Origin of the sequence: Pelagicoccus enzymogenes (genome assembly GCF_014803405.1) — a bacterium.
GTDB classification, from domain to species: domain Bacteria; phylum Verrucomicrobiota; class Verrucomicrobiia; order Opitutales; family Opitutaceae; genus Pelagicoccus; species Pelagicoccus enzymogenes.
This window is the reverse complement of the sequence record NZ_JACYFG010000038.1, coordinates 288,810-301,020: the sequence shown is the minus strand read 5'-3', so window position 1 is coordinate 301,020 and position 12,211 is coordinate 288,810. Positions and strand designations below refer to the sequence as shown.

Genomic DNA, 12,211 nt, shown 5'->3' with positions numbered 1-12,211 from the left:
TTATAAGCGAACGAGATTAAGCGAAGCTTGGCTTCCACTCGTCGTAAGCCTTCTTGAGCTCGGCTTGCAACGCGTCGTCGATCTTCGCCTTTTCACGGATGCTCACGAGGAGAGACTCCTTGCGAGTGGTGAAGAATTCACGGATGGAACCGGCAGCGGCAACGATCTTGGAAACGTCGATGTCGTCGTAGTAGTTATTCTGGATACCCCAGAGAACGGCCACCTGCTCTTCGATTGGGAGCGGGTTGAAAGCGGGTTGCTTGAAGAGCTCAACGATACGAGCGCCGCGGTCGAGCTGAGCCTTCGTCTTGGCATCGAGGTCGGAGCCAAACTGGGCGAAGGCCGCGAGTTCGCGGAACTGGGCGAGCTCGAGCTTGATCTTGCCGGCAACCTGCTTGGTCGCCTTGATCTGCGCCGCAGAACCAACACGGGATACTGAGAGACCCACCGATACCGCTGGGCGGATGCCTTGGTTGAAGAGGTCGGTTTCGAGGAAGATCTGACCATCGGTGATGGAGATCACGTTGGTTGGGATGTAGGCAGAAAGGTCACCTGCGAGCGTTTCGATGATAGGAAGCGCCGTGATGGAACCGTTACCGTTGTCCTCGTTAACGCGTGCGGAACGCTCGAGCAAGCGGGAGTGGAGGTAGAATACGTCACCTGGGTACGCTTCACGACCGGATGGACGCTTGAGTACGAGGGACATTTGGCGGTAAGCCGCAGCGTGCTTGGAAAGGTCATCGTAAACGATGAGCGCGTCCATGCCGTTGGACATGAACCATTCGGCCATCGCAACACCCGAGTAAGGAGCGAGGTACTGGTCTGCCGCGGCGTCCGCCGCTCCAGCGACGACGAGGATGGTGTACTTGAGAGCGTCTGCTGCTTCGAGAACGCCGAGCGTACGTGCGATGTTGGAGTTCTTCTGACCAACCGCTACGTAAATAGAGTATACAGGGCGGAAATTTGGATCACCGGAAGCGAGGCCAACGTCGTTGATCTTCGCTTGGTTGATGATGGTGTCGATCGCGATGGTGGTCTTGCCGGTACCGCGGTCACCGATGATGAGCTCGCGCTGACCACGGCCGATTGGAATCATGGAGTCGATCGCCATGATGCCAGTCGCGAGCGGCTGGTCGACGGACTTTCGCTCGATGATACCAGGAGCGATCTTTTCAACTGGGTACTTCTCGGTGCTTTCGATTGGACCCTTGCCGTCTACTGGCTGGCCGAGAGCGTTAACAACGCGGCCGAGGAGGCCCTTGCCAACAGGAACGGAGAGAAGCTGGCCCGTGCACTTAGCTTCGTCACCTGCCTTGAGGTGAGTGGATTCACCGAGGATAACAACACCAACGGAATCTTCTTCGAGGTTCAGGGCGATGCCGATCGACCCGCCTGGGAACTCGATCATTTCGTTGTACATGGCCTGGGAAAGGCCGTCGATCTTGGCAACGCCGTCCGCGATGGTGACGATCTTGCCTGTGTTGCTCTGGACCGTCTTGGCCTGAAGGTTAGCGATCTGTTGTTCGATTTGCTCGATGACGGAACTCATAGTGTTCTAGCGTTTTGAAAGGATGCGTATTCTGAAAGGAGGGTGATTTAGGAGAGCGTCGCCTCTAGCTCTTTGAGAGCTCCGGCAACCGAGGAGTCGTAAACGTCGCAGCCGACTCGCACGCGAATGCCCGCGATAAGGGAGTCGTTTTGCCTAGTGGTTACGGAAATGGCGCGACCGTAGTGAGCGGTGAACTTAGCCTTGATCGCCTCGGTGGCGGCTGGGCTGAGGTCGCCGGCGTGCTCTACAGCGGCAGTGCTGTTCGCGACTTCGCGCTGCACGAGCTTCAAGTACTCCTTGAGGACCGAAGCGTAGTTACGCGGTGGATTCTTTTCCAGGGACTGTAAAACCGCTGCGGCACGCTCTTCGGAAAACTGGCCGTCTTCCAGAGAGACCTTTAGCAAGCCCTTCGCGTAATTGATGATTTGCTTGTCGCGTGTCATTGAAACTTAAGTACAGCTCGCGGATTAAACGAGTGTTGAGGACGCGCTCTCGGAGTAGCGGGCCTTTTCTTCTGCTGTGAGTTCCTTGGAGAGAACCTTGCCAGCGGTAGCTACGACGAGACGGGAGATTTCGCTGCGAGCTTCGGCGAGCATCTGCTTGCGGTCGTTTTCGATCTGCAGCTCAGCCTTCTTAGTGATGTCTTCCGCAGCCTTGATCGCGTCTTGAGCAGACTTTTCGATACGAGCTTCAGCGGTCTGACGAGCTTCGGTAACGATAGACTTCGCTTCGGCTGACGCTTCCTGAAGGATCTTCTTCTTTTCAGCTTCGGCTTCGGCAAGCTTAACCTTCATCTCTTCTGCGTACCGGAGACCGGAGTCGATCTTCGCTTCGCGTTCTTCCATTGTCGCCATCACTGGCTTGAACGCGAACTTCCAGAGCACTCCAGCGAGGATCGTGAAGCTGATCGCTTGCATGATGATGTGGCTACCGTGGATACCAAAGGTTTCGACGAGGTTCGCCGAATCAGCTGCTTGTGGGTCTGCCGCCGCGAGGACTTGGATGAGGTCAATCATGTTCGTAAGGAGATACGAGAGTGTTCGAGAAAGTATTATGGCACCACCGCTGTTTCGCAGGTGGTGCCAAAAGTATCAAGTAGTGAACTACTGGATGAAGAAGATGGCGAGAATGCCGAGACCTTCAGCGAGAGCCATACCGAGGATCGCTTGTACGAGGATCTTACCAGAAGCGCCTGGGTTGCGACCAACTGCTTCAGCAGCCTTGAGACCGATGAGGCCTACGCCAATCGCCGCTCCGAGAGCGCCGATACCTGCACCAATGTTACCTGTGAGTTCCGCGAGGATGTTCATTATACGTATGTTTTTTTGTTAGCTATTATATTGCCGCCCACATTTTTTGCACATGGTCCCGACAACAGATTGTTATCTCTAGTGGTGCTCTTCTCCGTCACCGTGGTTGCAGATGAGACCAACGTACACGCTGAACAACAGGATGAATACCAGCGGCTGGACGAAGCCAACGATGAGCTCGAGAAAGTAGAATGGGAAAATGAAGCCCGTTTGGTGGAGCAAGCTTTCGCCACCGTAGATGTTGCCGAACAAGCGAACGGAGAGTGTCAAAGGACGAATCAAGATGGAGACCACTTCGATCACGCCGACGATCAGGAAGATTGGCCAAAGCGCCATCCACATGGTCTTACCCACTTCCTTCTTGTCGGCCTTGTTGCCGAAAAGGTCTTTGATGAGAACAGCTGGACCGTCGGACTTCAGAACGATGAACAGCCAAGCAATCATGGTAACCGCCGCCAGAGCGATAGTGCCGTTCCAGTCAGCGTTGGCTGGGCGGATCCATGGCTCAGTCACGTGAAAGTGACCGTCCTCGCCGGCGTACCCCATCCCTACGCTTCCGACTCCAGGAAGCAATCCGCTCCAGTTCTGGATTAGGATGTAGAAAAAGAGACCGAGGATGACCGGCAAGGTCATGCGGAACGCCTTCTTGCCGACGATGGGAGAGGTCGTGTCGCGGACGAAGCAGAGAAGCGATTCGACGAGGGCTTGGCCTTTCGAAGGGACCATCTTCGGGCGCCCTACCATCATGCGAATTCCGATGATGAGCAGGATCGAGATCACCCAGCTTGTCACCATCGAGTTGGTGACCGGCAGCCCGAATACGTTGAAAAGTTCATTCGCTGCGGGGCTAACTGCAGCAGATGCATCAGCTACCGGAAGAAGTAGCGCTAGTGATGAGAGGAGAAGTGTCTTTTTGCCCGCCATAGGTGAAAGAAGGAGGATTAGTTGGACGACGCTCGGGGAGCCGTCAACTCTGGAAAGACTTTTTGGGTCTATTAGGGCAGATTGTAAGCAATCCATTTCATACCCAGTAAGAAATCTAATACTGAGCGTAAGTTCTTGGCTTCGCTGATACGATCTGAAATTTAGGGTACAAATGGCAAAGGACAATCTCACCAGCGCCCTGAGCGGATTGAAGGAAATCGAGAAAAAGCGGTCGCCCCACAAGTCGGCGAAAAAGCGTCCCGCCAAACGCGGTCGGCCCAAAGCCTTCGACCCCTTCTATTTGCTTTGCACCCTCCTCGCAGTACTGGCTATCGGGCTGCAACTCGTAGCCATCGCTGTCTACGGTTAGTGCGCTGCGGAAGTTGTTGGACTATATAATAGTGTTGCGCCCTTTAGCCGAGAAAGCGTTGTTAAAGGCGAAAGCCTATAGTTTAACAACAACCAGCGACTGGTAACTCTCAGCCCTGTTCTGGAAGACCGTTTCCCGCTCGAAGGGCCAAACGAATTCGTGTTCTCTGCTCCAAAGATCCTGTTCAGCAACGACTTCCTCTGCCCACTCGAAATACGGATCATGGTCCGTTCGAAAATAGCACCGCACTCCTGGGCGGCAACGCTTCGCCAACTCGGATAGGAATTTCTGGCTGAAGAGCCGATTCTTCCAGTGACGCTTCTTCGGCCAAGGATCAGGGAAAAGGATAAACACTTCGTTCAATCGCACGTGATCCGGCATGAGGTCGAGAACCTCGAAGGCTTCGCCTCTCAAAAAGCGAGCGTTGCTCGTCCCCGCGCGAGCCACCTTCTTCTCAGCCCGCTCGATACGATCGCCGATCAAGTCGACACCGAGGCATTGCTTCTCCGGAAAAGCTGCAGCGAAGTCAGCCATCCAATGCCCGTGGCCACAGCCAATTTCCAGGCTGAGATCCGCAGGCTCCGGAAACAGCTTCGCCAGCTTCTGCCGCAACTCAGCGCGTCGCTTCTTTACCCATTCGAGGTGCTGTTCGTAACCGGTGTTCATGGCAGCGGGTTTAAGCGCTGAAACCGGAAAGCTTTCAACCCGTATTTCCTAGGCTCGCTCAGTTTCCGTCTCAATCGAAACGGCTCCTGGGCTACCCTTCTCCACCGAATCCGGCAAAAGCGGTAGACTAAATACCACTCGCAACCCGCCCTTGTCCGCCAACTCAGCCCAAACTTGGCCTTCGTGCCACTCGATGATGTGCTTGACGATGCTCAATCCGAGCCCTGTTCCGCCCGTTTCGCGAGAGCGTCCCTTGTCCACCCGGTAAAAACGCTCGAAGATCTTGTTCAGGTCTTCCTTCGGCACTCCAGCTCCTTCGTCCTCCACCCAAAGGAGCACCTCGCCACCGCGGATTCTGGCCCCGATCCAAACGGATCCGCCCTCCGGCGAGTACTTGCAGGCGTTTTCCACGAGATTATCGAAAACCTGGCGAAGTTTGAGCACATCGTAGCGAACTCGCGCCCGCATGTCGTCCGGAAAGGCAGTCTGAACCTTCAAACCCGATTTCTTGGGATTCGACCCATAGTCGATCGCTATTTCCCGAATCCAAGACAACACGTCCGATTCCGACCAATCGAAGCTCGGCGAGTCGCTCTCGAGCCGGGACAGACTCAGCAAGTCGTTGATCAACAGGGCCAAGCGTTCTGAGTGACGATGAATCGTCGAAATAAACTGCTCCCGATCCTGAAGCGGCATGGTCTCGTGATCCGTGACCAAGGTTTCGGAATAGCCCTTGATGACCGCGACGGGAGTCTTCAACTCGTGGGAAGCGTTCGCCACGAAATTCTTGCGGGCCTGAGCCAGAACCTTCTGCCGCGTGGTATCGTGCAATACGAAAAGGTACCACGGGCCATTGCCTTCCAAAGCTTCGGAAAGGCGGGCAGCGGTGACGTCCAGCCAAATCTCCGATTGACCGTTGCGGAAGGCGATCTCCCTCTTTGCCGGCCCCCTGCCCTTCTTGACGTCCCAAACGAAATCCAGGAAATCAGAGCTGCCCATTCCGCTCTCGATTCGCTGCCCCACCCCTTCGCTCATGGAAGGGAACATTTTTTTCAAAGCGTTGTTAACCAACAGGATATAATTATCCCTATCAATGATCAGCACTCCTTCCTGCAAACTGCCAAGAGTGGTCTCGATCTGGTTAAGCTGGCCGCTGCTTTTACGACTAAGGCTGTTGTTGTCCTCGATGAGTCGATTCAACTCGTCGAGAAGCAAGCCCCAGTTTTCATTCACCCCACGAAAATCGCTCGAGTGAGTCAAAATCGTGGTGCGGCTCGTGAGCGATTCAGCGAGCAATCGAATCGCCACCTTCTGCTTGAAGTACTTGTTAGCGAAGAAGATAGCGACACCCAAGGCAACGCAGGCAAAAAATATGGTCATAGGGAACTACCGGCTCTCAACTAAGCGGTAGCCCACCCCACGCACGGTCTCAAGCCAAGAGGCTTCATTGCCGAGCTTTTCACGCAATCGACGCATATGGGTATCTACGGTGCGGGTTTCGATATCGTTCTCGTAGTTCCACACCTTGTGGAGCAGCGTTTCCCGCGTCTGCACCTTGCCCCGCTCTTCTAAGAGCAGTTTGAGCAAACGAAACTCGGTAGCGGTCAACTCGACGCCTTCGGACTCCACTTCGACGCGGTGATGTTCCACGTCCATGCGAATTCCATTCACCTCCAGGATCTTGGCTTCCTCGGTCTCCCCTCTCCGCTTCAACACGGCAGCCACCCTGAGCATCAGCTCCTTCGGACTGAAAGGCTTGCAGACATAGTCGTCCGCCCCGCTCTCGAAACCGTCAATACGATCCCCCTCTTCCGTCTTGGCGCTGAGAAAAATGATCGGAATCTCCTTCAACGACGAATCGGCACGCATCAGCCTGCAGACCTGCAAGCCGCTGAAATCCGGCATCATTATATCCAGAACGACCAGTTCCGGCCGGAATTGCCGTGCCGTCTCCAACGCCAAGCGAGAGTCATTAAGGGTTCGGACTTCATAGCCGCGTTGCCGCAAATGGTAGCTCAACAACTCAGTCACGTCGACTTCGTCGTCTACCACCAAAATTCTCTTCGAGTCATCCATAGCTACCATAAGCGTAATAAGTAAGAGCCCGATTGTTACGAGACAAAGTCAGAGCGCAACTGCCCTAGCGTTACAATTCAGTGACGTGAATATTCGAAGAAGAAGAGGGAAAGACACCCCCTAATACAACATAAACCTCTATCTAACAACACCTTACTTCTTCAAGGCAATCATCAAGATACTGATATCCGATGGATTGACACCACTGATTCGCCCCGCTTGCGCGAGGGTTGCCGGCCTCGTTTCGCTAAGTTTGGCGATCGACTCAAGCCGTAAGCCGTTGAGCTTGGAGTAGTCAAAATCTGCCGGAATCTTAATCTTTTCGACATCCTTCAACTTGGCGATCTGACGGGTTTCGCGTTCGAGATACCCCGCGTACTTGGTGCGATAGAGGACCTGCTCTAGCGTTCCCTCCTCTAGCGAATCAAGCTCAGGAGGAAGCTCCCCCTTCCCTAGCCCACGACGAATGTGCGTCGCCCAAGTCGACGTGTCACGTCGGTTCTTCTCGAGCCAATCCACCCACTTCTCGACGTTCGCTTTCTTTTCTTTCATGCGGCGCAAACGCTCCCCAGAGACGAGCCCATGGGCCGACGTGTGCTCCAGCATGCGCAATTCCGCGCTGCCATGATTGAACAAAAGCCGGTACTCCGCCCTACTCGTGAACATGCGGTACGGCTCCTTAGTGCCCTTGGTCACGAGATCGTCGATCAAGACCCCGATGTAGCCATCGTGCCGCTTCAGCACCATCGGCTCCTCCCCCCTCGCCTTCAACACCGCGTTGACGCCCGCGACCAACCCCTGACAGGCAGCCTCCTCGTACCCAGAGGTTCCGTTGATTTGCCCCGCAAAGAAAAGGTTTTCCACCTTCTTGGACTCCAAGTGGGCAAAAAGTTGCGTCGGCGGGGCGAAATCGTATTCCACCGCGTAAGCCGGCCGCAACAGATGCACATCCTGCAAGCCATCGATCGATCGCAACATCTCCAACTGGGCCGCGAACGGCAAGCTAGTCGAGAGACCGTTCACGTAATACTCGTTCGTATTTCGCCCCTCCGGCTCCAGGAACAGCATGTGACGCGTCTTGTCGGCGAAACGCACGAACTTGTCTTCGATACTCGGACAATAACGCGGCCCTGTGCCTTCTATCTCGCCCCCGTACATGGCAGACAGGTGCAAGTTATCGTTCACGATCTTTTGCGTCTCCGGCGAAGTGTAAGTGATCCAACACGAAACCTGGTCCGTCCCTGGCTTCCAACCCGCGAACTGTTCTCCGCGTTGTTCCACGTGGAACAAGTCCTTTTCGCCTCGCGTATCGTAGAACCCAAACAAGGCGGGCGTTTCGTCGCCCTTTTGTTCCTCGAGCCCGGAAAAGTCGATGGTTCGCCCCAGAAGCCGCGGCGGCGTTCCTGTCTTCAGGCGTTCGAGCTCGATTCCGGCCTCCAGAAAGCTTCCGGAAAGCGTTTTTGCCGAATAATCGCCCATGCGACCGCCTTCGGTCTTGTTTTTTCCCACATGCATCAATCCGCGAAGAAACGTCCCCGTGGTCACGACCAATGTTTTGCCGAAGAACTCAACGTCAAGATTCGTGCGACAACCGACAACCTTGCCGTTCTTGAAAATGAGGCCCGTCACGGTAGCTTGAAAGATGGACAGGTTTTCCTGCAATTCTAGGACATGCTTCATTCGCAAGGCATAGACTTTCTTGTCGCACTGGGCTCGCGGCGATTGCACGGCGGGCCCCTTGGAAGCGTTGAGCAAGCGGAACTGAATGCCTGAGACGTCCGCATTGACCGCCATTTCGCCGCCGAGGGCATCGATTTCTCTCACAATCTGGCCTTTGGCAACTCCACCAATGGCCGGATTGCAACTCATGGCCGCAATCGTGTCGATATTGCCGCTCAACACGAGCGTCCTGGCCCCCATGCGGGCAGCAGCCAAAGCGGCCTCGCATCCAGCGTGTCCCGCACCACAAACTATCACATCGTACTCATCCAGCATTCCGCTCATGGACGGGGACGATAGGAGAGGGGGCTCCAAGCTCAAGCAGGTTCGTAGCCCCCTCGAAAAGGCCTATTTACCGATGCAAAAGCTCGAAAAGAGCACGTCGAGCATGTCCTCGTTGTCGATGCGGCCCAATACCCGTCCAATGGCCTCAACGGCCCCCCTAAGTTCGCTCGCCACAAACTCAGCGGGTTCTCCCGCTTCGAAATTGCGAATAGCAGACTCCAGGCACTCCGACAATTCCTTGAGAGCGGCACTGTGCCGCGCATTTACCAAAATCAAGTCGTCCTGGTCTTGAGCCAGGTGAGCGTCAATCATTTCGACAGCGGCAGACTTCAACGACTCAAGCCCAGTTCCCGAAAGAGCAGACATAGTGACTCGCCTCAATCCGTCGAGCGGGGAGGGGAGGGGCTGCAACGCGCCCAAATCCGCCTTGTTCTGAACCAAAATGCAGTTATCGGCAGTAATCTGTCTCGATACTTCCTCCGGAAGCGTAGGGGCGGGGAGGGTACCGTCTATCACCAAAAGAAAAAGGTCTGCTTCTTCCGTCAATTCAACCGTCTTGCGAATGCCTTGCTGCTCGATACCGTTGGCAGCTTCTCGCAACCCTGCCGTATCCATTACCTGGATACAATACCCATCCAACATGATGCGTTCCCTGATAAAGTCCCTCGTGGTGCCGGGCTCGTCGCTTACAATGGCTCTCTCGAAACCGAGCAAGCAATTCAGCAGAGAGCTTTTTCCTGCGTTCGGCTCGCCAAGAATCAAAGTCTTCACGCCATCTCTCAAAAAGGCCGCGTACTTCCCGCTGTCGATGATGCGTCCGCAGAATGCGAGCACCGAGCGGATGGCCTCGATTTCAGCTTTCTTTTGTTCTGGAGGAAGGTCTTCGTCGGGAAAGTCGATGTAGGCTTCGATTGTCGCCACCGTAGCGAGCAGACGCATCTTCAATTCGTCGAGCTGGCGACCAAAGTTTCCACGTAATTGTTTGTTGGCGACGCGGATAGCCCGATCACTGCGAGCTTGAATGAGCTCCATCACCGCTTCCGCTTGAGTGAGATCCATGCGGCCATTGAGAAAAGCTCGACGCGTGAACTCTCCGGGATCGGATTGGCGACAGCCGCGAGCCAATAAATCTTCCAGCAATCGCGTCGCAATCAAAGGATTCCCATGGCAGCTGACCTCTAGCACATCCTCGCCGGTGTAGGACTTGGGACCGCGAAACAGAATGTAAACCACGTCGTCGAGAATTTCTCCCGACAAATCGCGATAGCTTCCGTAAGACGCATGCCGTGGGGCAGGGGACTTCGCCAAGGTGAAAGCTTCCATGGCGATTTTTTCGCACAAAGCTCCCGTTACGCGGATCAAGGCAATCGCGGACTCGCCGCTTGGTGTCGCCAATGCTGCTATCGTATCTGTATTTTCCATACACAAAAATAATTGCGGGACGGGTCTTGACCATGTCCCGCTTCCCCTCGGTCGGTTTTAACCCATCCAACAAAAAGGCCGCTTTGACAAGCGGCCTTTGATAAACTGGGAGAGAGAAGGGTCTGCCGCGACTACTTGGACGCGGTCTCCTCGATTTGCTTCTTTTCGAGAAGATCAGGGTTCACAGTTTCCAGGATCTTCTGGGAAATCTCCTCGAACACCTCCTTGTTTTCCGCAAGGAAGGCCTTGGCAGCCTCCCGCCCTTGCCCGATCAGGTCTCCGTTGTAAGAAATCCACGCGCCCTTCTTGTCCAAAACCTTGTGCTCGATCCCTAGGTCCACGATGGATCCAGTGCGCGAGATGCCTTCGTTGTACATGATGTCGAACTCGGCCTCCGTGAAAGGAGGCGCCACCTTGTTCTTCACGAACTTGATACGAGTCCGGTTGCCCATCACGGCGCCAGAGTTGTCCTTGATTTGCCCGATACGGCGGATGTCCATGCGAACCGAGGCGAAGAACTTGAGGGCGCGACCACCGGGAGTGGTTTCCGGACTGCCGAACATAACGCCGATCTTCTCGCGTATCTGGTTGGTAAACAGGCAAATACACTTTGTCTTACTCACGATACCGGTGAGACGACGCATCGCCTGGCTCATCAAGCGAGCCTGCGAACCCACCGTGGCGTCACCCATCTGTCCGTCGAGTTCGTTCTTGGAAACAAGGGCTGCCACAGAGTCGATCACGATCACGTCAATGGCGTTGGAACGGATGAGGGTCTCGGTGATATTGAGGGCATCTTCGCCGGAGTCCGGCTGGGAAACGAGCAAGTCGTCCACGTTGACGCCCAACTTGCGAGCGTACTTGGGATCCAGAGCGTGCTCTACGTCGATGAAGGCAGCCAGTCCGCCCTTGCGCTGAGCTTCCGCTATCAAGCTCAAACACATGGTGGTCTTACCTGAGGATTCCGGTCCGTAGATTTCACAGATACGGCCGCGCGGCAAACCGCCCACTCCAAGAGCCAAGTCGATGGAGATCGATCCGGTAGAGATCACGTCCACGTCCAGCTTCGAGCCGCTGCCCAGACGCATGATCGACCCTTCGCCAAACTGCTTGGTAATCGCGGAAATCGCGAGTTCGACGTTCTTCTGACGATCGTCAGAGGAGGGAAGGGGGTTGGTTTTGCCTTTAGCCATGTGTTAATTCCAAAAGTATTAGGGTTTACGTTGTGTTTGAGCCAAATCTGCTTTCGCCCATCTGCACTGGCAAGATTCGAAGTACAGTTCTTCCGCCAAATATACCAGACCGCCTCGGACATATCCTGTCCTATGCCAAAAGGGCGATCGAAAATTTTCACAATCCGCAATCAAGGTGGGGCTCCACTTGTGATAACCTTATTCTTCTTGCAGAAAAACGGGCGCCCGCTTGAAAGTGCGGCTTCGTCGTCTACATTCGCACTGCACGGCGCGAATATTGCACAACAACCTTACACCTAACTGACGTCATGAAGATCAAAGCTTACCTGAAACCTACTTGCGGCTGGAGCATGGGCGTGCGCGCCATCATGCAGAAGCACCAGCTCGAGTACGAAGACATCGACATCATCAACAATCCCGACAACTACGCCGAAATGGTGGCCAAGTCCGGACAACCCCTTTCTCCCTGCGTGGAAATCGACGGCGTCATGCTGGCCGACGTTTCCGGCGAAGAGGTCGAGCAGTACATGCTCGCCAACGATCTCGTGAAAGCGACCGACGCGGAAGCCGCGGCTCCGACGGACCGAGGCTGCACGGACGAGGAGCACGAAAAGATGCGCTCCGCTTCCAAGCCCATCCGATTCTTCTAAAGGGCGATCGCAATCCGTTGCGACACCAACAAAGCAAGGGCCGGAGA

Annotated in this window: 13 protein-coding genes; 2 read left to right on the top strand and 11 right to left on the bottom strand. The window is 55.0% G+C overall.

Going from position 1 to position 12,211, the window contains the following annotated elements; all coding sequences use genetic code 11:
• Positions 1-16: 16 nt before the first annotated feature.
• The 5 genes from atpA to IEN85_RS15985 all read right to left on the bottom strand — a co-directional run bounded on the left by atpA (position 17) and on the right by IEN85_RS15985 (position 3,783).
• Complete coding sequence (atpA, locus tag IEN85_RS16005) at positions 17-1,549, bottom strand: F0F1 ATP synthase subunit alpha (protein ID WP_191618110.1); 1,533 nt, start codon at positions 1,547-1,549, stop codon at positions 17-19.
• A gap of 47 nt (positions 1,550-1,596) precedes the next feature.
• Positions 1,597-1,992: a F0F1 ATP synthase subunit delta gene (locus tag IEN85_RS16000; protein WP_191618109.1), complete on the bottom strand. Its 396-nt coding sequence runs from the start codon at positions 1,990-1,992 to the stop codon at positions 1,597-1,599.
• 24 nt (positions 1,993-2,016) lie between these two features.
• On the bottom strand, positions 2,017-2,565 hold the full coding sequence (gene atpF / locus IEN85_RS15995) for a F0F1 ATP synthase subunit B (RefSeq protein ID WP_191618108.1): 549 nt from the start codon (positions 2,563-2,565) through the stop codon (positions 2,017-2,019).
• 87 nt (positions 2,566-2,652) lie between these two features.
• On the bottom strand, positions 2,653-2,859 hold the full coding sequence (locus tag IEN85_RS15990; protein ID WP_191618107.1) for an ATPase: 207 nt from the start codon (positions 2,857-2,859) through the stop codon (positions 2,653-2,655).
• 78 nt (positions 2,860-2,937) lie between these two features.
• Positions 2,938-3,783 (bottom strand): F0F1 ATP synthase subunit A, encoded by an 846-nt coding sequence (locus IEN85_RS15985; protein WP_191618106.1) that lies wholly within the window; start codon positions 3,781-3,783, stop codon positions 2,938-2,940.
• 172 nt (positions 3,784-3,955) lie between these two features.
• On the opposite strand from IEN85_RS15985, the gene IEN85_RS15980 reads away from it, so the two are divergent.
• Positions 3,956-4,153, top strand: a complete 198-nt coding sequence (locus tag IEN85_RS15980; protein WP_191618105.1) for a hypothetical protein — start codon at positions 3,956-3,958, stop codon at positions 4,151-4,153.
• A gap of 75 nt (positions 4,154-4,228) precedes the next feature.
• Here IEN85_RS15980 and trmB read toward each other — a convergent pair whose 3' ends face one another.
• The 6 genes from trmB to recA all read right to left on the bottom strand — a co-directional run bounded on the left by trmB (position 4,229) and on the right by recA (position 11,514).
• Positions 4,229-4,819 carry a tRNA (guanosine(46)-N7)-methyltransferase TrmB gene (gene trmB, locus IEN85_RS15975; protein WP_191618104.1) on the bottom strand — a complete coding sequence of 197 codons (591 nt, stop codon included), beginning with the start codon at positions 4,817-4,819 and terminating at the stop codon, positions 4,229-4,231.
• Between the two features lie 48 nt (positions 4,820-4,867).
• Entirely contained in the window at positions 4,868-6,199 is a 1,332-nt protein-coding gene (locus tag IEN85_RS15970; RefSeq protein WP_191618103.1) for a sensor histidine kinase, read from the bottom strand.
• 6 nt (positions 6,200-6,205) lie between these two features.
• Positions 6,206-6,895 carry a response regulator gene (locus IEN85_RS15965; RefSeq protein WP_191618102.1) on the bottom strand — a complete coding sequence of 230 codons (690 nt, stop codon included), beginning with the start codon at positions 6,893-6,895 and terminating at the stop codon, positions 6,206-6,208.
• Positions 6,896-7,048: 153 nt separating this feature from the next.
• Positions 7,049-8,890: a tRNA uridine-5-carboxymethylaminomethyl(34) synthesis enzyme MnmG gene (mnmG, locus tag IEN85_RS15960; RefSeq protein ID WP_191618171.1), complete on the bottom strand. Its 1,842-nt coding sequence runs from the start codon at positions 8,888-8,890 to the stop codon at positions 7,049-7,051.
• Positions 8,891-8,962: 72 nt separating this feature from the next.
• Entirely contained in the window at positions 8,963-10,321 is a 1,359-nt protein-coding gene (gene mnmE, locus IEN85_RS15955; RefSeq protein WP_191618101.1) for a tRNA uridine-5-carboxymethylaminomethyl(34) synthesis GTPase MnmE, read from the bottom strand.
• A gap of 131 nt (positions 10,322-10,452) precedes the next feature.
• Positions 10,453-11,514, bottom strand: coding sequence for a recombinase RecA (recA, locus tag IEN85_RS15950; protein ID WP_191618100.1), 1,062 nt, complete (start codon positions 11,512-11,514; stop codon positions 10,453-10,455).
• 308 nt (positions 11,515-11,822) lie between these two features.
• Between recA and IEN85_RS15945 the strand changes: the two genes are divergently transcribed.
• Positions 11,823-12,164, top strand: coding sequence for a glutaredoxin family protein (locus tag IEN85_RS15945; RefSeq protein WP_191618099.1), 342 nt, complete (start codon positions 11,823-11,825; stop codon positions 12,162-12,164).
• Positions 12,165-12,211 lie beyond the last annotated feature (47 nt).